Source organism: Luteimonas kalidii (genome assembly GCF_029887935.1).
In the GTDB taxonomy this organism is placed as follows: Bacteria; Pseudomonadota; Gammaproteobacteria; order Xanthomonadales; family Xanthomonadaceae; genus Luteimonas; species Luteimonas kalidii.
In genome coordinates, this window is sequence record NZ_JARXRO010000018.1 from 1 (window position 1) to 20,651 (window position 20,651).

Annotated in this window: 14 protein-coding genes and 1 pseudogene; 11 read left to right on the forward strand and 4 right to left on the reverse strand. The window is 71.4% G+C overall.

Going from position 1 to position 20,651, the window contains the following annotated elements:
* On the forward strand, positions 1-582 hold a 582-nt coding region (locus QFW81_RS10960; protein WP_280578603.1), incomplete at its 5' end, for an IS3 family transposase.
* A 29-nt stretch (positions 583-611) separates the two neighbouring features.
* On the opposite strand, the pseudogene QFW81_RS10965 reads toward QFW81_RS10960, so the two are convergent.
* From QFW81_RS10965 to QFW81_RS10980, 4 genes and pseudogenes are all read right to left on the reverse strand, one after another.
* A pseudogene (locus QFW81_RS10965) lies at positions 612-1,163 on the reverse strand (DNA-formamidopyrimidine glycosylase family protein); the annotation flags it as partial.
* Positions 1,156-1,917 carry a DUF72 domain-containing protein gene (locus tag QFW81_RS10970; RefSeq protein WP_280578820.1) on the reverse strand — a complete coding sequence of 254 codons (762 nt, stop codon included), beginning with the start codon at positions 1,915-1,917 and terminating at the stop codon, positions 1,156-1,158. The pseudogene QFW81_RS10965 and the gene QFW81_RS10970, both read right to left, overlap by 8 nt.
* Before the next feature lie 118 nt (positions 1,918-2,035).
* Entirely contained in the window at positions 2,036-3,199 is a 1,164-nt protein-coding gene (locus QFW81_RS10975; RefSeq protein ID WP_280578821.1) for a zinc-dependent alcohol dehydrogenase, read from the reverse strand.
* Positions 3,200-3,307: 108 nt separating this feature from the next.
* The gene (locus QFW81_RS10980; protein WP_280578822.1) at positions 3,308-4,045 is read right to left on the reverse strand and encodes a helix-turn-helix domain-containing protein; all 738 of its coding nucleotides are present in this window, start codon (positions 4,043-4,045) and stop codon (positions 3,308-3,310) included.
* 274 nt (positions 4,046-4,319) lie between these two features.
* Between QFW81_RS10980 and QFW81_RS10985 the strand changes: the two genes are divergently transcribed.
* The 10 genes from QFW81_RS10985 to mdoH all read left to right on the forward strand — a co-directional run bounded on the left by QFW81_RS10985 (position 4,320) and on the right by mdoH (position 20,613).
* The gene (locus QFW81_RS10985) at positions 4,320-6,332 is read left to right on the forward strand and encodes a serine hydrolase (RefSeq protein ID WP_280578823.1); all 2,013 of its coding nucleotides are present in this window, start codon (positions 4,320-4,322) and stop codon (positions 6,330-6,332) included.
* Positions 6,333-6,402: 70 nt separating this feature from the next.
* Positions 6,403-7,419 carry a dipeptide epimerase gene (locus QFW81_RS10990; RefSeq protein ID WP_280578824.1) on the forward strand — a complete coding sequence of 339 codons (1,017 nt, stop codon included), beginning with the start codon at positions 6,403-6,405 and terminating at the stop codon, positions 7,417-7,419.
* Positions 7,416-8,564, forward strand: coding sequence for a DUF819 family protein (locus QFW81_RS10995; protein ID WP_280578825.1), 1,149 nt, complete (start codon positions 7,416-7,418; stop codon positions 8,562-8,564). Before QFW81_RS10990 ends, QFW81_RS10995 begins: the two co-directional genes overlap by 4 nt.
* A 156-nt stretch (positions 8,565-8,720) precedes the next feature.
* Positions 8,721-11,054: a TonB-dependent receptor gene (locus QFW81_RS11000; protein ID WP_280578826.1), complete on the forward strand. Its 2,334-nt coding sequence runs from the start codon at positions 8,721-8,723 to the stop codon at positions 11,052-11,054.
* A gap of 55 nt (positions 11,055-11,109) precedes the next feature.
* On the forward strand, positions 11,110-12,150 hold the full coding sequence (locus tag QFW81_RS11005; protein ID WP_280578827.1) for an N-acetyltransferase DgcN family protein: 1,041 nt from the start codon (positions 11,110-11,112) through the stop codon (positions 12,148-12,150).
* Between the two features lie 18 nt (positions 12,151-12,168).
* Positions 12,169-13,284, forward strand: a complete 1,116-nt coding sequence (locus QFW81_RS11010; protein WP_280578828.1) for a YkvI family membrane protein — start codon at positions 12,169-12,171, stop codon at positions 13,282-13,284.
* Positions 13,285-13,303: 19 nt separating this feature from the next.
* Positions 13,304-14,899 carry a serine hydrolase gene (locus QFW81_RS11015; RefSeq protein WP_280578829.1) on the forward strand — a complete coding sequence of 532 codons (1,596 nt, stop codon included), beginning with the start codon at positions 13,304-13,306 and terminating at the stop codon, positions 14,897-14,899.
* A gap of 132 nt (positions 14,900-15,031) precedes the next feature.
* Positions 15,032-17,074 (forward strand): M3 family metallopeptidase, encoded by a 2,043-nt coding sequence (locus tag QFW81_RS11020; protein WP_280578830.1) that lies wholly within the window; start codon positions 15,032-15,034, stop codon positions 17,072-17,074.
* A gap of 117 nt (positions 17,075-17,191) precedes the next feature.
* Entirely contained in the window at positions 17,192-18,694 is a 1,503-nt protein-coding gene (locus QFW81_RS11025) for an OpgD/OpgG family glucan biosynthesis protein (protein WP_280578831.1), read from the forward strand.
* Positions 18,682-20,613, forward strand: coding sequence for a glucans biosynthesis glucosyltransferase MdoH (gene mdoH, locus QFW81_RS11030; RefSeq protein ID WP_425604024.1), 1,932 nt, complete (start codon positions 18,682-18,684; stop codon positions 20,611-20,613). The genes QFW81_RS11025 and mdoH overlap by 13 nt, the downstream gene beginning before the upstream one ends.
* The last annotated feature ends 38 nt before the right edge of the window (positions 20,614-20,651 follow it).

Genomic DNA, 20,651 nt, shown 5'->3' on the forward strand with positions numbered 1-20,651 from the left:
TTCCAGCTCAAGGGCTGGCAGGTGCGCAAGCGCGCGATCGGCCACCGTCCCCGGATCCAGGCGCTGCCGTCGGTGGCCACGTCTCCCGACCAGCGCTGGGCAACCGACCTGTGCCGCATCTGGGGCGGTCGTGATGGCTGGCTGACCCTGGCCCTGGTGATCGACTGCCACACCCGGCAGTTGCTGGGCTGGCAGCTGTCGCGCAGTGGCAAGGCCAGCACGGCGGCGGCCGCGCTGGAGCAGGCGTTGATCATCCGCTACGGCACGCTGGGACGCGTGCCCGTGCCGTTCCTGCTGCGCTCCGACAATGGCCTGGTGTTCACCAGTCGGCACTACACGAGGCTGGTGCGAGGCTACGGGCTCAAGCAGGAGTTCATCACCCCGCACTGCCCGCAGCAGAACGGGATGGTCGAGCGCGTCATCCGCACGTTGAAGGAGCAGTGCGCACACCGGCACCGCTTCGAGACCCAGCAGCACGCCATGCGCGTGATCGGTGACTGGATCCAGTTCTACAACCACCGGCGCCCGCACCAGGCGCTGGGCATGAAAACCCCCGCCGAGGCCTATGCCTTAGCGGCCTGACCTGTGCAGGAACCGCTGGGTCATTACACCTGCGCGATCAGCTGCCCGAGCTTGCGCGGCGGCAGTTCGCCCACGCGGGTTTCGGGGTGCACGCGGATGCGGAACAACACTTCGTTCTTGATGATGTTGCCGACGCCGGCGAACACGTCCTGGTCGAGCAGGGCGTCGCAGACGAGCGTATCGGGCTGGCGTTGGAGCGTCCGGCGCGCCAGCGCGGGGTCCCAGTCGGGCGACAGGACGTCCACGCGCCAGTCGTAGGTGTCGTCCAGGTCGCCTTCGACGTATTTCAGCGACGAGGCATAGAAGTAGAGCGTGCCGTTGTCGAACCCGAGCGCGAGGCGCGGGGACTTCGGCTTGGGGTCGTCGATCCGGTACGAGCCGAACATCAGCATGTGCACGCGCAGGCTGAAGCTGCCGAACTCGAGCAGGAAATGCTTGCCCCAGGTGCGCACCGCGACCACCCGGCGGCCCTGCATGCGCTGCAGATCGAGCGTGCTGTCGCCGGAGACGCCGCGCACCGTCCTGCGGCAGAACTTCGTGGCCGCCTCGCGCAGGAGGACAAGGGAAGGGCCCTCAGGCATCGCGCCGGTTCCGGGCGGTAGGCATGGTCCCGCCCCCGAGCATGGACTGCAGCCGGGCCGCGTCCGCGACCGCGTGCCCGTGCGCGGTGTTGTCGAGGATCACCCACGCTGCGCCACGTCCGCGCGCGGCACGCACCTGCTCGGCGAGTGCACGCAGCGCGTCGTCCGGATACGCGCTGTAATACATGCGCGGCGCGCCATGCCAGCGCCAGTAGGTCCAGCGGGTGTCGCCGCCGGGCCGCGCGGCGTCCGGCACGCGTGCCGGGTCCGCGGCCACGCGCGTCACCGCGTGTGTGGAGAGCAGGTCGTCCACCCGCGGGGTGAACCAGCTGGCATGCCGGGGTTCGCACGCGAGCGGTGCGTCGCTGCGGCGACGGAACATGCGCAGGAACGCCGAGACCTGGCGCGCGTCGAATGCCAGGCTCGGCGGGAGTTGCAGCAGCAGTGCGCCGAGCCGACTGCCGAGGCCGTCGACTTCGGCCAGGAAGCGGTCCAGCGCCGGTCCCGTGCCGCGCAGCCTGAGTTCGTGCGAGACCGTGCGCGGCAGCTTCACCGAGAAACGGAAACCGCGCGGCACCGACGCGGCCCAGCGCCGGTAGGTCTCGCGCCGGTGCGGACGGTAGAACGAGGAGTTGATCTCGACCGCATCGAAGCGCGTGGCGTAGCGCGCCAGCTGGCTGGCTCCGGGATCGAACAGGTCGCGGTGGCGGCCGGGGATCGACCAGCCCGCACAGCCCACCCGGATCCGGCTCATACCGCTGGCGTCCCGCCGCTTGCGGGATGCGGAAGCCGCACGTCCGCGCGCACCACCGTCGCTGCGGCATCCCGCGTCCGTCGACGACGGATCACCGCGCGCACCGACGCGCCTGCGGCTACGGTGTGAGCACGACCTTGCGGCATTCGTCCTCGCGGTCGTTGAAGATCTGGTAGCCCTTCGCCGCATCGGCCAGCGGCATCCGGTGCGAAATGATCACCTCCGGCGACAGCTTGCCTTCGCCGATCGCCTCGAGCAGTTCCGGCATCAGCCCCTGCACGTGGGTCTGCCCCATCTTGAACGTCAGGCCCTTGTCGAAGGCATCGCCGAACAGGAAGCCGTGGATGAAGCCGGTGTACACGCCCGGTACGCTGACGGTGCCGCCGCGGCGTGTCGCGGCGATGCACTGGCGCAGGGCCTTGCCGCTGGAGCCCTCGAGCTTGAGCGTGGTCAGCACGGTTTCGGTGGCGCTGCCCTTGGCCTCGAACCCGACCGCCTCGATGCTGGCATCCACGCCGCGACCGCCGGTGGCATCGACGATGGTCTGCGCGGGATCGTCCTCGTCGTCGAAGTTGATCGGCAGCACGCCGTAGGCCTGGCGCGCGAACTCGAGACGGTAGGGGTTGTGGTCGATCATGTAGATCGTCTCGGCGCCGAGCATGCGTGCGCATGCCGCCGACATGTAGCCGACCGGACCTGCGCCGAAGATCGCCACGCTCGAGCCCGGTTTGATGCCGGCATTGACCACGGCCTGGTAGCCGGTCGGCAGGATGTCGGACAGGAACAGCACCTGGTCGTCCGACAGCGCATCGGGCACCGGCAGCGGGCCGACGTTGGCCTTGGGCACGCGCACCAGTTCCGCCTGTCCGCCCGGCACGCCACCGTACAGCGCGCTGTAGCCGAACAGCGCGGCCGGCGGCTTCATCGACTTGCGGTTCATCGCCGCGCCGGGGCCGGTATTGGTGGTCTCGCAGGCCGCGAACTCGTCGAGCAGGCAGTGGAAGCAGCGGCCGCAGGCGATCACGAACGGGATCACCACGCGGTCGCCGGCCTTCACTTTGGTCACGTCGGGACCCGCCTCCTCGACGATGCCCATGAACTCGTGGCCGAGGATGTCGCCATCCTCCATGCCGGGGATCTTGCCGCGGTAGATGTGCAGATCGGATCCGCAGATCGCGGTGGCGGTAACGCGGACGATGATGTCGTCGGATTCAACGAGGATCGGATCGGGGACGGTCTCGACGCGGACGTCCTTCGATCCCTGATAGGTCAATGCCTTCATGGCGTGCTCGCTGCGCTCGGGAGGTCCGAGGCTGGACCAGCGGCGATCAATACGCCGTGATCGATTCGCAGCGTGTCGCGCGCGCCAGCTGCATCGCGTTCAGCGTGTTCAGCGGCGCGCGGTCTTCTTTTTTGCCGCGCCCGTGCTCCCGCTCGGGGGCGCGGCTGCATGCGTGCCGCCGGCCGGCGGCCGGATCCGTGCCGGCGCCGCCTTGCGCGCCGCGCCTTCCTCGCCGTGCAGGGTCATCAACGACTCCAGCAGCTGCTCGTCCGCGCTCGAGCACACGCCCAGCAGCAGCACCTCGTCGCAGCCTTCGGCGGCGATGTAGGCGTGGCCCATGTTCGAATCGATGTACACCGACTCGCCGGTCTCGAGCACCATCGGGTCGTAGAACTCGGTGTGCACCTCCATGCGTCCTTCCAGCACGTGGATGTATTCCTCGCCCGAGTGGCGCACCAGTTCGCCGAACTCCTCGATGGTCTTGGCGCGCACGCGGGTGAGCACCGGGATCATGCGCTTGCGGCGCAGCTCCGGGCACAGGTAGTAGTAGTCGTAGTTGGGCGTGTTGACGCGGATCGCGTCCTCGATCCGGCCGATGCTGCGGCGCGCCGTCACCGGCGGCTCCGGCGCCTCGGCCTGCTCGGCGAACAGTTCGGACATGCGCAGGTTGAGCCGCTGGCTGAGCTGCAGCAGCTTGTCGTAGGTCAGGGTCAGGCGGTCGTGCTCGACCTTGGACAGGGTCGAGAGCGGGATGCCGGAATGCTCGCTCATCTGCTTGAGCGTCCAGCCCTTGCGCGCCCGCAGCGAGCGCAGCAGTCCGCCGATGGTGGGGTGGTGCGATGTCATCCTTGCCGAAGCTCCCGGGCAGCGCCCGCTGGCGAATGGAATGTCCTGTGGAGGATCATCATCGCCGCAGCGGGCGATGCGTGGGAAGGGCGCGGCCGCGTGGGGTCACGTGAGGCTGCGCCTGCAGGCCGCCGCCGCTGTACATGGGGACTTCCGGCACTGGTTGACAATTCTCTGATTGGGATCATTATCGCCAAATCAGGATAACCGGCTGCGGTCACCCCGCGTCCCGGCCGTTCCTGCGCCCGCCAAGTCCCAGACCGGAGACCGTCCGATGCGCGTGATTCCCCTGATCCTGAGCGGCTGGCTGCTGGCCGCCGGCCTCGCCGCCGCGCAGGAAGCCGCGGTCGCGCCGGACGCGGTCGCGCCCACGGTGCTGCCGGACACCGCCGACGCCGACGCCGCGCCGCTGCCGCTGCCCGACGCGGGCCCGGGCACGCTGGTGCGCGCCGACGTCGAAGCCTGGCTGGACGGCTTCATGCCCTACGCGCTCGCCGCCGGCGACATCGCCGGCGCGGTGGTGGTGGTGGTCAAGGACGGCCAGGTGCTGGTGCAGAAGGGCTACGGCTATTCGGACCTGGCCACGCGCGCGCCGGTGGATCCGGACGCCACGCTGTTCCGTCCCGGGTCGGTGTCGAAACTGTTCACCTGGACCGCGGTGATGCAGCTGGTGGAGCAGGGCAGGCTCGACCTCGACGCGGACGTCAACCAGTACCTCGATTTCGAGATGCCCGCCTACGAAGGCACCCCGGTCACCCTGCGCCAGATCATGACCCACACGGCGGGGTTCGAAGAGCAGATCCGCGGACTGATCACCGCGCAGCAGGACGAGATCGTGCCGCTGGGCGACGCGCTCAAGCACTGGATTCCCGAGCGCATTCATGCGCCCGGCACCACGCCGGCGTATTCGAATTACGCCACCGCGCTCGCGGGCTACATCGTCGAGCGGGTGTCGGGCGAGTCGTTCGACGACTACGTCGATCGCCACATCTTCGAGCCGCTGGGCATGGCCCGATCCAGCTTCCGCCAGCCGCTGCCGCAGGCGCTGCTGGACGGCATGTCGAAGGGTTACGCGCGTGCGTCCGAAGGCGAGGCCAAGGACTACGAGTTCATCAGCCTCGCACCCGCGGGCAGCCTCGCCTCGACCGGCGCGGACATGGCGCGCTTCATGATCGCGCACCTGCAGCGCGGCGCCTACGGCGATGCGCGCATCCTCGACGCGGCGACGGCCGAGCGGATGCATACCACCGGGCAGGCATCGGTCGGCCCGCTCAACCGGATGATGCTCGGCTTCTACGAGACCTCGGTGAACGGCCATCGCGCGATCGCGCACGGCGGCGACACGCAGTGGTTCCACAGCGACCTGCAGCTGTTCCCGGACGACGGCGTCGGCGTGTTCGTGTCGATGAACAGCTCCGGTCGCGACGGCGCCACCGGGCATATCCGCAACGCGCTGGCGCGCGGCTTCGCCGACCGCTACCTGCCCGGCGACGGTGCGTCCGCGGGTCCGGGCGTCCCCGAGGACCAGGCGCGCGCGCATGCGCAGCAGATCGCGGGCACCTACACCAGCAGCCGCCGGCCGGACAGCAACGTGCTGTCGCTGGCCAACCTGCTCGGTCCGGTCAAGGTGGTGGCCAACGAGGACGGCACGATCAACGTGACGCTCGCGCTGGGCCCCGGTGGCGCGCCCAAGACGTGGCGCGAGGTCGCGCCGTACCTGTGGCAGGACACCACCAGCACCGATCGCCTGGCGGCCGATGTCGTCGATGGCGAAGTCACGCGCTTCAGCATGGAACCGTACGCGCCGATCATGGTGTTCCAGCGCCTCTCGGCCTGGCAGGCGATGGCCCTGCCGCTGCTGGTCGCCAGCCTGGTGATCCTGCTGCTGACGGTGCTGGCCTGGCCGGTGTCGGCCCTGGTGCGCCGCTACTACCGCGCGCCGTACCGGCTGCAGGGCGCGGATGCGCGCATGCACCGGCTGGTGCGCATCGCCGCGCTGCTGGTGCTGGTGGCCATGGGCGCGGTGCTGGGGCTGGTGGTGGCGATGCTCAGCCAGCTGGAGATGACCAGCCCGTCCAACGACGGCCTGATCATCGCACTGCGGCTGTTCGCCACGATCGTGCTGCCGCTGGGCGCCGCGGTCGCGCTCTGGAACGCCTGGCATGTGCTGCGCGGCAAGCGCCGTCTGCTGGCCAAGCTGTGGGCGGTGCTGCTGGCGCTGGCCTGCGTGTTCGTGCTGTGGACCGGCATCGTCCAGCACGTGATCGGCTTCGGCGCCAACTACTGAGCCACGCCGCGCCGGCGGCGTCGCCGCCGGCGCGATCTCTCCACGATCCGTCCACCCGGAGGCCCGCGCCGTGCCGGTCGAACTCGAACTGCACATCGAACCGCTGCCGCTGGCGGAACCCTTCCGCATCGCCGGCCACGTGTTCGAGGCGATGCCGGCGCTCGTGGTCACGCTGCGCGAGGGCGCGCACGTCGGCCGCGGCGAGGCCGCCGGCGTGTACTACAACGACGACGCGCCCGAGGCCATGCGCGCTACGCTGGAGTCGCTGCGCCCGAGGATCGAAGCCGGTCTCGACCGCGCCACGCTGCGCAAGGTCCTGCCGGCAGGCGGCGCCCGCAACGCGCTCGACTGCGCGCTGTGGGAACTCGAATCCAGGCGCGCGGGCGTGCCGGTGTGGCAACTGGCCGGCCTCGACGGGGTGCGCCCGCTGCTGACCACCTTCACTGTCGGCGCCGACGCCCCCGAGGTGATGGCCGAGCGCGCGGCCGCCTTCACCGGTGCGCGCGCGCTCAAGCTCAAGCTCACCGGCGAGGCCGTCCTCGACGCCGCGCGCGTGCGCGCGGTGCGTGCGCGTTGCCCGGCGCCGTGGATCGGCGTCGATGCCAACCAGGGCTACGGCGGCGACTCGCTACCGGCGCTGCTGCCGGCGCTGGTGGAATCGCGCGTGGCACTGCTGGAGCAGCCCTGCGTACGCGGCCGCGAGTACGAACTCGACGGGATCGTGCACGTCCCGCCGTTCGCCGCCGACGAGAGCATCCTCGACCTGGCCGAACTCGAGGCCCGCCACCACCGCTTCGACGTCATCAACATCAAGCTCGACAAGTGCGGCGGGCTCACCGAAGGCCTGATGATGGCGCGGCGCGCGCGTGCGCTCGGCAAGCAGGTGATGGTCGGCAACATGTGCGGCACCAGCCTGGCGGCGGCGCCGGCGTTCGTGCTGGGCCAGCTGTGCGACATCGTCGACCTCGACGGCCCGGTGTTCCTGCGCCGCGACCGCAGCCCCGGCGTGGTCTACGACGACGGTTTCATCCACTGCCCGGACACGGTCTGGGGCCTGCACGCGACCCGCGCCGACGCCGCGGCATGACGCCCGCGGCCGCCAGCGCGCTGATCCCGGCCGACAACGCGTTCGCGCTGCTGGCGGTGTTCTTCGCGATCGCGGCGATCGGCGCGGGCCTGGAGCGCACCCGGGTCGGCAAGCGCGTGTCGGGCGTGATGCTGGTGATCGTGCTGGCGATCGTGCTGGCGCAGCTGCGCGTGATTCCCGCCACGGCGCCGGTGTACGGCGCGATCTGGACCTACCTGGTGCCGCTGGCGATCGCGCTGTACCTGATCCGCGCCGACCTGCTGGGAATCCTGGTCGAAGGCGGACGCACGCTGGCGGCGTTCGCGTTCGGCGCGGCGGGGGTGGTCGCGGGTGCCTGGCTGGGTGCGGCCTGGCTCGACCTGGGGGCGTTCGAGGCGCAATACGCCGCCGTGTTCAGCGCCACCTACGTCGGCGGCTCGATCAACTTCGCCGCGGTCGCCGAGGCCATCGGCTTCCGCGAGCCCACGGCCCTGGCGGCGGGCGTCGCGATCGACAACGTGGTCGGCCTGGGCTACCTGCTGGCCGTGGGCGCGTCCGCCTCCTGGCCGCTGTTCCAGCGCCACTTCGGGTGGCGATCGGAGCATCTGGCGGAGGCGGGCGATCCCGCGGGGCCCACGCAGCGCGTGCCGACGGTGTTCGACCTCGCGCTGGCGCTGGCGCTGGCCGCGCTCGCCTGCGCCGCGGGCGCCGCGATCGCCGCCGCCATGGGACATGCGCATTACGCGATCCTGTACACGACGGCGCTGATGGTGGCCATCGCCACCCTGGGTCGCCGCTGGCTGAAGGAGATCGCGGGGCCGGAGCTGGCCGCGACCCTGCTGATGTACCTGTTCTTCGCGGTGCTCGGCGCCGGCGCCGACCTGAGCGCGATGCTGGGGGCCGCGCCGGCGCTGTTCGCCTACGTGCTGGTGATCTTCGCGGTGCACCTGGTCTTCATCCTCGCCGGCGCGCGGCTGCTGCGGCTCAACCATGCCGAGATCATCGTGGCGTCGACCGCCTGCATCGGCGGACCGCCGATCGCGGTCGCGTTCGCGGTCCTGTTCGGCTGGCGGCGCCTGGCGGTGCCGGCGGTGGCGACCGGCGTGCTGGGCTACGCCCTGGGCAACTTCGTCGGCATCGGCGTGTTCCGGTTGACGGGCGGCTGAGGAAGCGCCGTCCGGCGCGACTGTCGGGGTTTTCCACCCGTGTTGACAATTCTCTGATTAGGATCATGATCCCTGATCAGGATATCCGGCCGCCGCCCGCGCGGGCCGCCCGCCGGGTTCCAACCGTCCAGTCCTGTCTCCGGGGAGAGAACACCGATGAACGCGTCCCAGTCCGACCGCCCGTGGTACCGCTCCCCGTTGTCGCTCGCGATCGCCGCGACCCTCGCCTGCGCCGCCGCACCCGTCCTCGCCCAGCAGACGCCGGACGACGCCGCAGCGCCGGACGAGGCGGTCGAGCTCGACACCGTGCTGGTCACCGCCAACAAGCGGGTGGAGAACGTGCGCGAAGTCGGCGCCGCGATCACGGTGCTCAACGAGCGCCAGCTGGAGAACATCGGCGCGGTGTCGCTGTCCGTCTACGCGGCGTTCATCCCGGGCCTGCAGGTGCAGAACGACGGCAGCCCGGGCCTGACCCGGGTGTCGCTGCGCGGCATCGCCGCCTTGTCGTCGGGCGCGACCGTGGCGACCTACATCGACGAGGTGCCGGTCGGCTCGAGCGGCATCTACCAGGGCGCGAGCACGCTGATGCTCGACCTGCTGCCCTACGACATCAGCCGCATCGAGGTGCTGCGCGGGCCGCAGGGCACGCTGTACGGCGCCGGCGCGATCGGTGGCCTGCTCAAGTACGTGACGCGCGCGCCGGATGCGTTCGGCGAGGAAACCCGGCTCGGGTTCGGCCTGCGTTCGGTGCGCGGCGGCGACCAGGACTGGAACGCGCGCTTCGGCGTGACCCTGCCGCTGCAGGACGAGCGCCTGGGCCTGCGCGTGAGCTTCGCGCGCAACGGCCTGCCGGGCTACACCGACAATGCCGTCGACGGGCGCGAGGACATCAACGGCGGCGAGCAGATCGGTGCGCGCGCCGCGCTGTCCTGGGAGGGCGATGTGGTGGACGCGGGCCTGTCGGTGCTGCACCAGCGCATCCGCAGCGACGACCGCGCCGGCGTCGCCCTCGATCCCGTCACCCAGGCCCCGCTGTTCGGCGAGGACGACGACCTGGCCTGGCAGCCGCGCCCGTTCGCCAAGGACCTGACCCTGGTCTCGTTCGATCTCGACTGGGACCTGGGCTGGGGCAACTTCATCTCCGCGACCGGCTGGTCGGAAAGCAATGCGCTGGACCAGATCGACTCCACGATCCAGTTCGGCGAAGTGGCCGACCAGTTGCTGGGCCTGCCCGAACCGGGCAGCTCGTTCGTCCGCTACAGCTACGACATGGACAAGGTGACGCAGGAATTCCGGCTCACGTCGAGCACGGGCGGGCCGTTCGAGTGGATGGTCGGCGCGTTCTATACCCGCGAGGACGCGCTGCAGAGCCAGTTCGCCTGGCTGGGCCTGCGCGACGGCTCGCCGCTGCCCGACGCGCTGGCCGATTTCAGCACCCTGGCGATCATCAACCTGCCGAGCACCTACAAGGAGGTCGCGCTGTTCGCCAACGGCTCCTGGCGCATCGGCGAGCGCTTCAAGATCGACGCCGGCCTGCGCCAGGCGCGCAACGACCAGTGGTTCAGCCAGAACGTGCCCGCCGGCATCCTCGCGCCGATCGCCGACACCCCCGGCGAATCCAGCGAGGACGTGTTCACCTGGAGCGTGAGCCCGCAGTTCAAGCTCACCGAGGACGCGATGCTGTACGCGCGCGTCGCCACCGGCTACCAGCCCGGCGGCCCGAACGTCGCGTTGCCCGGTATCCCGCCGAGCGTGGATTCGTCGATGCTCGACAGCTACGAGATCGGCCTGAAATCGCAGTTCGCCGACCGCCGCGTCACGCTGGACGTGGCCGCATTCCGGATCGACTGGGAAGACATCCAGGTGGCGTCCTCGTTCAACGGCATCGGCGGCCTGGTCAACGGCGGCGAAGCCACCAGCGAGGGCCTGGAGCTGTCGGCGCTGTTCCGCGCCACCGATGCGCTCCAGCTCGGGCTCAATGCGGCGTATACCGACGCCAGCATCAAGAACGACTTCACGCCCACGGTGATCCCCCAGGGAGACTTCGACGTGATCCTGTGGACCGGCCTGGCCGGCGACCGCATGCCGTATTCGCCGAAGCTGTCGTGGGCGGCCACCGCCGAGTACGCGTTCATGACCGCCGGCGGCCTGGGCGGACAGGTGGGCGCGGCACTGCGCTTCGTGGGCGACCGGCTCAACGAGACCACCGAACGGCAGCGGGTCACCGCGCCGGGCGATCCGTCCACGATCCTCGTGCCCGACGAGATCACCGCGCCGCTGGAACTCGCCAGCTACCGTTCGCTGGACCTGTACGCCGGCATCGGCAAGGACAGCTGGGAGGTGCGGGCCTACATCAACAACGTGACCGGCGAGGACGCCTACCTGACGATGGCGCCCATGGACGGCGCCCTCACCGGCACCCGATCTCATCTGGCGGGGGTGCCGCTGCAGCCGCGCACGTTCGGCCTCGAGATCGATTTCCGCTTCTGACCCGCGCCGCCCCGCGCGGGCGGCCCAGCACCCATCGGACCGGGGTCCACGCCGCATGCCCAACGCCGTTCCCGCGCTGCGCGAGACCGAAGCGCTGCCGCAGCCGTATCTGCTGTTCCTGGGCGACGTCGCCGAGCCCGGCTATGCCAAGACCGCGTTCGGGCTGCGCGACTGGGCCGGCGATCGCTGCGTGGGCGAATACGCCTGCACCGGCGCAACGGTGAGCACCGGCCTGCCGTTCCTCTCGCCGGCGCAGGCGCGCATGCTCGGCGCACGGTCGATGGTGATCGGCGTGGCCAACCCCGGAGGGCGGATCCCCTCGACCTGGATCGCGCCGCTGCTCGAGGCGCTGCAGGCCGGGCTGGACCTGATCGGCGGCATGCATGCGCGACTGGCCGACATCGAGCCGCTGCGCAATGCCGCGGTGGTGCACGGCCGGCGCCTGATCGACGTGCGCGAACCGCCGCCCGGCCTGCCGGTGGCCAGCGGCCGCAAGCGGTCGGGACGGCGGCTGCTCACCATCGGCACCGACTGCGCGCTGGGCAAGAAGTACACCGCGCTGTCGCTGGCGCGCGCGTTCAACGCGCGTGGCGTGGATGCCGACTTCCGCGCCAGCGGCCAGACCGGGATCCTGATCGCCGGGGCCGGCGTGCCGATGGACGCGGTGGTGGCCGATTTCGCCGCCGGCGCCGCGGAGACGCTCTCGCCCGACGCCGATCCCGCACACTGGGACGTGATCGAAGGTCAGGGCTCGCTCTCGCATCCGGCCTATGCCGGGGTCTCGCTGTCGCTGCTGCACGGCAGCCAGCCGGACGTGATCGTGGTCTGCCATGCGCACGGCCGCGAACGGGTGCTCGGGCATCCGCACTACCTCCTGCCGTCGCTGGAGGAGACGATCGACCTGGCGCTGCGCCTGGGCGCGCGCACCAACCCGTCGATCCGCTGCGCCGGGGTGAGCCTCAACACCGCCGGGCTCGACGATGCGGATGCGCGACGGGCGATCGCCGGCACCGCCGATCGCGTGGGCCTGCCGGTGGCCGATCCGATGCGCGGCGGCGAGGCGTTCGAACGCCTGGTCGATGCCTGCCTGGCGTGACCGGACGGGCACGCGGCGATGACCTCCGTGCCCTCGCGCTTCCAGCGCTTCCTGCTGCCGGGACTGGCCTTCAAGGGCTTCGTGATCGGCGGCGGCTACGCCACCGGGCGCGAGCTGGCCGAGTACTTCCTGCCCAGCGGCGCGCAGGGCGGCCTGCTGGGCCTGTCGCTGGCGATGGTGGTCTGGAGCGTGGTGTGCGCGCTGACGTTCGTGTTCGCGTTCGCCACCGGCAGCTACGACTACCGCAGCTTCTTCGCCAGGCTGGTGGGCCCGGGGTGGGTGGTGTTCGAACTGGCCTACGTGGTGTTCATGGTGCTGATCCTGGCCGTGTTCGGTGCCGCCGCGGGGGCGGTGGTGGCCGCGCTGACGGGCTGGCCGCCGCTGGCGGGCACGCTGGCGCTGATGCTGGCGATCGGCGCGGTGGTCGCCTTCGGCAACCGCTCGGTGGAACGCCTGTTCGGCTGGGGCTCGGTGTTCCTGTACGCGATGTACGCGCTGTTCCTGGTGTTCGCGTTCACCACGTTCGGCGACCGCATCGTGCAGTCGCTGGCCATCCCGCAGCCGGTCGACGGCTGGGCCGCGGGCGGGCTCACCTATGCCTGCTACAACATCGTGGGCGCGGTGGCGATCCTGCCGATGCTGCGCCACTTCACCCGCCGCCGCGACGCGGTGGCCGCAGGGCTGCTGGCCGGGCCGCTGGCGATCGCGCCGGCGATCGCGTTCTTCGCCTGCATGCTGGCCTGGGCGCCCGGGATCGCCAGCGAGGCGTTGCCGTCGGACTACATGCTGCGGCGCATGCAGCAGCCGCTGCTGCACGTGGGCTTCCAGGCGATGATCTTCCTGGCGCTGCTGGAAAGCGGCGTCGGCGCGGTGCACGCGGTCAACGAGCGCATCGCGGGCGCGTGGCGGCAGCGCGGGCGCGGCGAGCTTTCACGCGGCGCGCGGCTTGCCGTGGCCGGGGTGCTGCTGGTCGGCTCGATCTTCGTCGCCGAACGCTTCGGCCTGGTGGCGCTGATCGCGCACGGCTATCGCGCGCTGGCCTGGCTGTTCCTGTTCGTCTACGTGCTGCCGCTGCTGACGTTCGGCAGCTGGCAGCTGTGGCGCCGTCGCGCAGCACGCGTCGCGCCCGCCTGAACCGTCGGAGGAGATGAAGATGCGCATCCACGTACTGGCCACCTGCCTGCTGGCACTGACGCTGGCGAACCTCGCCGTATCCGCGTCCGCCGCGCCGCCCGACGGGTTCGATGCCCGGGTCGAGGCCGCGATGCGCGGGCGCGACGTGCCCGGCATGGCGATCGCGATCGTCGAGGACGGCCGCATCGTGCACGCCAGGGGCTACGGCGTGCGTCGGCTGGGCGGCAGCGAGCGGGTCGACGCCGACACCATCTTCCCCACCGGTTCCACCGGCAAGGCGGTGACCGCGGCCGCGCTCGCGATCCTGGTCGACGACGGCAAGCTCGGCTGGGACGACCGGGTGATCGACCACCTCCCCGAGTTCCGCATGCACGATGCCTGGGTCACGCGCGAGATGACCGTGCGCGACCTGCTGGTGCATCGCAGCGGGCTGGGGCTGGGCGCCGGCGACCTGCTGTTCATCCCGCGCACCTCGCGCAGCCGCGCGGACATCGTGCGCGCGCTGCGCCACATCGAACCGGCCACCAGCTTCCGCAGCGGCTACGCCTACGACAACATCCTGTACATCGTCGCCGGCGAACTGGTGGCGGCGGTGAGCGGACAGTCGTGGGAGTCGTTCGTCGAACAGCGCATCTTCGCGCCGCTGGACATGGAAACCGCCACCAGCCACGAGGACGACCGCTTCGCCAATCCCAACCGCGCGCAGCCGCATGCGCGGCTGCACCCGCAGCTGCGCGGACTGGGCGAGCAGCAGGTGCTGCCCGAGCGCGAGGGGCTGGGCCAGGTCGGCGCGCCGGCGGGCGGGCTGTCGTGGAGCGCGAACGATTTCGCCCACTGGCTGCAGGTGCAGCTCGCGCTCGGCGCGCGCCCGGATGGCGAGGAGCGGCTGTGGAGCGAGGCGACCGCGCGCGAGATGTGGACGCCGCAGGTGCCGGTGCCGGTGCGCCGGTACCCGGCGCCGATCGACGCGCTCACCCCGCAGTTCTCCAGCTACGCACTGGGCTGGAACGTGCAGGACTACCGCGGCGTGCGCACCGTGCAGCACGGTGGCGCGGTGTTCGGCGTGCTCGCGTTCGTGGTGCTGGTGCCCGAGCGCAACCTCGGCATCGCGCTGCAGATCAATGCCGAGGACGTCGACGTGATCCGCGGCCTGGGCCAGGAACTGCTGGACCACTACCTGGGCTTCGAACACAAGGACTGGGTGGCCGCGTTCGGCGAATGGAACCAGGCGCGGCTGCAGGGCGGCCTGGCCGCGCTGGAGTCCGCGGGCGATGCGAAGCGCAACGCCTCCTCGCGCCCGTCGCTGCCGCCTGCTGGCTACGCCGGCCGCTATGCCGACGCCTGGTACGGCCCGATGACGATCGCCGCCCGCGGCCGCGACCTGCGGATCGACTTCACCCGCACGCCCGGCATGACCGGCACGCTGACCCACTGGCAGTACGACACCTTCCGCGCGGACTGGGACGACGCGTCGATCGAGCCGGCCTTCGTCACCTTCGCGCTCGATGCCGACGGCGGGGTGGCGCGGATCACGATGAAGGCGGTCTCGCCGCTGGCGGACTTCAGCTACGACTACCACGACCTGCTGTTCGTGCCGCAGGCTGGCGCCGAGTGAGTCGGGGGAGTGTCCGCCGCGCCGCCGGGGAGGGCGGCGCGGCGGACCGTGGGTGGTCGCGCCGGTCCGGCGGGCTTGATCCACTGCCGGATGCACCCACCTCAGTCGCTCCGCCCCCGTGATCCCGCACCGATGACCGACAACCCGCTGCTCGACTTCTCCGGACTGCCGCGCTTCGACGCGATCCGCCCCGACCACGTCGCGCCGGCGATCGCGCAGTTGCTGGAGTCCGCGGAAAAGGCGGTGCGCGAGGCTGAAGCGGTCGCGCCGGTGTCCTGGGACGGCTTCGTGCTGCCGCTGGACGAGGCCACCAGCCGGCTCGGGCGCGCCTGGGCGCAGGTGGCACACCTGGAGGCGGTCGCCAGCACGCCCGCGCTGCGCGCGGCCTACAACGAGACCCTGCCGGCGGTCACGCGCTTCTGGAGCGCGCTGGGCCAGAACCAGGCCCTGTTCGCCCAGTACCGGCGGCTGGCCGATTCGGCGGAGTTCGGCGGCTACGACGCCGCCCGGCGCAAGGTGGTGGAGAACGCGCTGCGCGACTTCCGCCTCGGCGGCGCCGAGCTCGCGGAGGCGGACAAGGCGCGCCATGCCGCGATCCGCGAGGAACTCTCGGCGCTGGCGGCGAAGTATTCGCAGAACGTGCTCGATGCCACCGATGCCTGGGCGCTGTACGTCGAGGACGAATCGCGCCTGGCCGGCCTGCCGTCCGATGTCGTCGCCGCCTGCCGCACGGCTGCCGAGCGCGATGGCCGGCACGGCTGGAAGCTGGGGCTGCAGGCGCCGGTGTACCTGCCGGTGCAGGCCTACGCCGACGACCGCGAGCTGCGCGCCACGCTCTACCGCGCCAGCGCGGTACGCGCGTCCGAACTCGGTGACGACCCCGCGCTCGACAACAGCGCGCTGATCGACCGCATCCTCGCGTTGCGCGCCGAGCTCGCCGCGCTGCTGGGCTTCCCCGGCTACGCGGATTATTCGCTGGCCACCAAGATGGCCGACACGCCCGACGAGGTGCTCGCCTTCCTGCGCGACCTGGCCGCGCGCGCGAAACCGCACGCGCAGCAGGACCGCGCCGAGCTGGAGGCGTTCGCGAAGGAATCGCTGGGCATCGATGCGCTCGAGGCCTGGGACGTGGGCTACGCCAGCGACAAGCTGCGGCAGGCGCGCTACAGCTTCTCCACCCAGGAAGTGAAGCGGTACTTCACCGAGCCGAAGGTGCTGGACGGCCTGTTCGGCCTGATCCACGATCTCTACGGGCTGCGGGTCGAAGCCGACCAGGCCCCGGTGTGGCATGAGGACGTGCGCTTCTACCGGATCGTCGACGGCGGGGGCGCGCTGGTTGGCCAGTTCTACCTCGACCTGTATGCGCGCGAGGGCAAGCGCGGCGGCGCCTGGATGGACGATTGCCGCAACCGGCGCGATCGCGGCGGCCGGGTGCAGACGCCGGTGGTGCATCTGGTGTGCAACTTCGGCAAGGGCGTCGACGGGCGGCCGGCCACCTTCACCCATGGCGACGTCACCACGCTGTTCCACGAGATGGGCCACGGCCTGCACCAGCTGCTCACGCGCGTCGGCGAGCCGGGCGTGGCCGGGATCGACGGCGTGGAATGGGACGCGGTGGAGCTGCCGAGCCAGTTCATGGAGAACTTCTGCTGGGAGTGGCCGCGGGCGGAGGCGATGACCGCGCACGTGGAGACCGGTGAGCCGCTGCCGCGCGCCCTGTTCGACGCGATGGTGGCGGCGAAGCACTTCCAGAGCGGCATGGTCACCGTGCGCCAGCTGGAGTTCGCCCTGTTCGACATGGCGCTTCACCAGCACGGCGACGACGGCCAGCGCGAGCCGGTACAGGCGCTGCTCGACCGGGTGCGCGCCGAGGTGGCGGTCAACCTGCCGCCTGCCTGGAACCGGTTCCAGCACCAGTTCACCCATGTCTTCGCCGGCGGGTATGCGGCCGGGTACTACAGCTACAAGTGGGCCGAGGTGCTGAGCGCCGATGCCTATGCCGCGTTCGAGGAAGCACCCGACCAGGTGGCGCAGACCGGTGCGCGCTTCCTGCGCGAGGTGCTGGCGCGCGGGGGCAGCCGGCCGGCGGCGGAGAACTTCCTCGCCTTCCGCGGCCGCGCGCCGCGGATCGACGCGCTGCTGCGTCACTCGGGAATGGCGGCCGCGCTATCCTGACGCCGCCTTGACGTGCGGTTAAGCGGCCGCCCGTCTAATGGGCGCCGCTTTTCCCACCTTCTCCTGCCACCCGAGGTTGCCTTGCGACGCCGAGACCTGATCGCGGCCGGCGCGTCCATGCCGTTGATGTTCGCGCTGCCCGGCCTCGAGGCCGTGCGCGCGGCCACGGGCGACGCACCCACGCCGTTCGACGACGACACCGTCCCCGCGCTGGCGCGCACGCTCGCCGCGCGCGCCTACGTGCCGCCGTCGCGCACGCTGCCGGCGGCGCTGGACGCGATCGACTACGACCAGTTCCGCGACTACCGCTTCCGCGGCGACCATGCGCTGTGGCGCGACACGGGCGCACCGTTCCAGGCGCAGCTGTTCCACCGCGGCTTCATCTTCAAGGACCGGGTCGACCTGCACGTGGTCGAGGATGGGCGCGCGGTGCCGCTGCCCTATCGCCGCGAGCGCTTCGACTTCGGCCCGCAGTTGCCGCCTCCGGACGATCCGCAGCTCGGACACGCCGGCTTCCGGCTGCATGCGCCGGTCAACAGTACCGAGTACTTCGACGAACTGTGCGTGTTCCTCGGCGCCAGCTATTTCCGCGCGGTCGCGCGCGGCCTGGTCTACGGCCTGTCGGCGCGCGGGCTGGCGCTGGGCAGCGGCGATCCGGGACCGGAGGAGTTCCCGCTGTTCCGCGCGTTCTGGCTCGAGCGCCCGGCGCCGGGGGCGGACCATGCCGTCGTACACGCGCTGCTCGACGGGCCGAGCGTGGCCGGCGCCTACCGCATCGTCGTGCGGCCCACGGGCGAGGAGACGGTGATGGAGGTCGACGCGCGCCTGTACCCGCGGGTGGCGCTGCGCAACGCGGGCATCGCGCCGCTGACCAGCATGTTCGAGTTCGATGCCGGCGACCGCGTCGGGGTCGACGACTTCCGCCCCGCGGTGCACGACTCCGACGGCCTGGCGCTGTTCAACGGCCAGGGCGAGCAGGCCTGGCGTCCGCTGCGCAATCCGGCGCAGGTCGACCACAGCGGTTTCCAGGACACGGATCCGCGCGGCTGGGGCCTGATGCAGCGCAAGCGCGACTTCGCGGAGTTCCAGGACGCCGAGGCCTCGTACGAGAAGCGGCCCAGTGCCTGGGTCGAACCGCTGGGCGACTGGGGCGCGGGCGAGGTGCACCTGGTGGAACTGCCGACCGGCAACGAGTTCGCCGACAACATCGTCGCGTTCTGGCGTCCGCGCGACGCGCTGGCGGCGGGCCGCGAACACCGTTTCGGCTACCGCCTGCACTGGTGCCGCGACCATGCCTGGCTGCCGCAGCTGGCGCGGGTGGCGGCGACGCGCATCGGCGAGGGCGATGGCGACGGCGTGCGGCCGCGCCAGTTCGTGATCGACCTCGAGGGCGACGCGCTGGCGTCGCTGCCGGCGGATGCGCAGGTGCGGGTCGAGGCCAGCGCCTCGGCCGGCGAACTGCGCAACCCGGTCGCCTACCGGCTGGCGGCGAACGGCCGCTGGCGCATGAGCTTCGAGCTGCTGCCGGGCACGGCGGGCGTGGTCGAACTGCGGGCGCGGCTGCTCGACGCCGGCGGCGCGCCGCTGTCGGAAACCTGGCTGTCGCGATGGCCGGCGTGAACCACACCGGTGTGGCGGGCACCGTCCCGCCAGTGGCGGCGCCGGCATCCCCCTGGCTGCCGCCCGATACGCCGCTGGAGATGCCGGTGCAGGCGCTGGACGCCGGCCGGCTCGCCAACCGGCGCCTGCCCAGCACGCCGCCGGCGATCGGCTGGCGCCGGCTGTTCGTCTTCGGCGGCACCGCGGTGCTGACCCTGCTCGCCGCCTACCAGATGTGGTGGCTGATGCGCAGCGGCGAGGTGCGGGTGCTGGAGGGCGTGCTGCTGGTGCTGTTCGTGCTGCTGTTCGCGTGGATCGCGATGTCGTTCATGGGCGCGCTCGCGGGGTTCGCGCGCGTGGTCGCGCGGCGTCCGTTGCGGCTCGGGCTGTCGTCGGAGGGTGCGCTGCCGGTGCTGGCCACCCGGACCGCGCTGCTGGTGCCGGTGTACAACGAGGATCCGCAGCGGACCTTCGCCGGCGTGCGGGCGATCCTCGATTCGGTGGTGGCCACGGGGCAGGGCGAGCGGTTCGACTGCTTCATCCTCAGCGACACGCGCAAGGCCGACATCGCCGCGGCCGAGCTACAGGCCTTCCACGCCCTGCGCGCCCAGCTCGACGGCCGGGTCGACGTGTACTACCGCCGCCGCGACGACAACCGCGAGCGCAAGGCCGGCAACATCGCCGGCTGGGTGCGCCGCTTCGGCGGCGCCTACGCGCACATGCTGATCCTCGACGCCGACAGCCTGATGAGCGGTGCGACCATCGTCCGCCTCGCCGGCGCGATGGAGCGCAACGCCGACGTGGCCCTGGTCCAGACCCTGCCGGTGGTCGTCAACGGCAGCACCATCTTCGCGCGCATGCAGCAGTTTTCCGGACGCGTGTACGGCCCGGTGATCGCGCACGGCGTGGCGTGGTGGCACGGCGCGGAGAGCAACTACTGGGGCCACAACGCGATGATCCGCACCCGCGCGTTCGCCGAATGCGCGGGGCTTCCCGAGCTGCGGGGACACGAGCCGTTCGGCGGCACGGTGCTGAGCCACGATTTCGTGGAAGCCGCCCTGATGCGCCGCGGCGGCTGGGCGCTGCACATGGAGCCCGGGCTGGACGGCAGCTACGAGGAAGGGCCGCCGTCGCTGACCGACATGCTGGTGCGCGACCGCCGCTGGTGCCAGGGCAACCTGCAGCACGCGATGGTGCTGCCCGCCCGCGGCCTGCACTGGATCAGCCGCACCCACCTGATGATCGGCATCGGCCACTACTTCACGGCGCCGATGTGGGCGATGCTGATGCTGGTCGGCCTGGCGATCCCGCTCGAGGCCGCGAACGCCGAAGCCGACGGCGGCGGGCGCTACTCGCCGCTGGCCTACTGGCGCGAATCCGATCCCGAGCGTTTCCTGTGGGTGTTCGCGCTGACCATGGGCCTGCTGTTCGCCCCCAAACTGCTGGGGCTGCTGGCCACGCTGCTCGACCGCGCCGCCCGGCGCGCCTGCGGCGGCACGCTGCGCCTGCTCGCCGGCGCACTGATGGAAACCGTGCTCGCCGCGCTGATGGCGCCCGTCACCATGTACCTGCAGTCGCGCGGCGTCGCGGAAGTGCTGGCGGGCAAGGATTCGGGCTGGGACGCGCAGCGGCGCGACGACGGCAGCCTGCCGCTGTCGGCGCTGGTCGCGCGCTACGGCGGGCTGACCCTGTTCGGCATCGGCGCCGGCGTGGTCGCCTACCTGGTGTCGCCCGGCTTGGCGGCGTGGATGTCGCCGGTGATCGCGGGTCTGGTGCTGTCGATCCCGGTGGTGGCGCTGACCTCGGCGCGCGCGCCGGGCGCCTGGCTGCGGCGGACCGGGGTGTTCGCCACGCCCGAGGAGACCGCGCCGCCGGAGATCCTGTTGCGCGCGGATGCGTACCGGCACCCTGACGCCGTGGAGCGGCCCGAAGCGGCGTAGCGGGGCGCCCGGCGCGCGTTCTGCGCGGGGGGCGTCGT

What these genes read in the sequence shown, in the direction of transcription:
- QFW81_RS10970 (WP_280578820.1), bottom strand. Translation starts at nt 1,917, where the DNA reads ATGAGCCGGATCCGGGTGGGCTGTGCGGGCTGGTCGATCCCCGGCCGC.
- QFW81_RS10975 (WP_280578821.1), bottom strand. Translation starts at nt 3,199, where the DNA reads ATGAAGGCATTGACCTATCAGGGATCGAAGGACGTCCGCGTCGAGACC.
- QFW81_RS10980 (WP_280578822.1), bottom strand. Translation starts at nt 4,045, where the DNA reads ATGACATCGCACCACCCCACCATCGGCGGACTGCTGCGCTCGCTGCGG.
- QFW81_RS10985 (WP_280578823.1), top strand. Translation starts at nt 4,320, where the DNA reads ATGCGCGTGATTCCCCTGATCCTGAGCGGCTGGCTGCTGGCCGCCGGC.
- QFW81_RS10995 (WP_280578825.1), top strand. Translation starts at nt 7,416, where the DNA reads ATGACGCCCGCGGCCGCCAGCGCGCTGATCCCGGCCGACAACGCGTTC.
- QFW81_RS11000 (WP_280578826.1), top strand. Translation starts at nt 8,721, where the DNA reads ATGAACGCGTCCCAGTCCGACCGCCCGTGGTACCGCTCCCCGTTGTCG.
- QFW81_RS11005 (WP_280578827.1), top strand. Translation starts at nt 11,110, where the DNA reads ATGCCCAACGCCGTTCCCGCGCTGCGCGAGACCGAAGCGCTGCCGCAG.
- QFW81_RS11010 (WP_280578828.1), top strand. Translation starts at nt 12,169, where the DNA reads ATGACCTCCGTGCCCTCGCGCTTCCAGCGCTTCCTGCTGCCGGGACTG.
- QFW81_RS11015 (WP_280578829.1), top strand. Translation starts at nt 13,304, where the DNA reads ATGCGCATCCACGTACTGGCCACCTGCCTGCTGGCACTGACGCTGGCG.
- QFW81_RS11020 (WP_280578830.1), top strand. Translation starts at nt 15,032, where the DNA reads ATGACCGACAACCCGCTGCTCGACTTCTCCGGACTGCCGCGCTTCGAC.
- QFW81_RS11025 (WP_280578831.1), top strand. Translation starts at nt 17,192, where the DNA reads ATGCCGTTGATGTTCGCGCTGCCCGGCCTCGAGGCCGTGCGCGCGGCC.
- mdoH (WP_425604024.1), top strand. Translation starts at nt 18,682, where the DNA reads ATGGCCGGCGTGAACCACACCGGTGTGGCGGGCACCGTCCCGCCAGTG.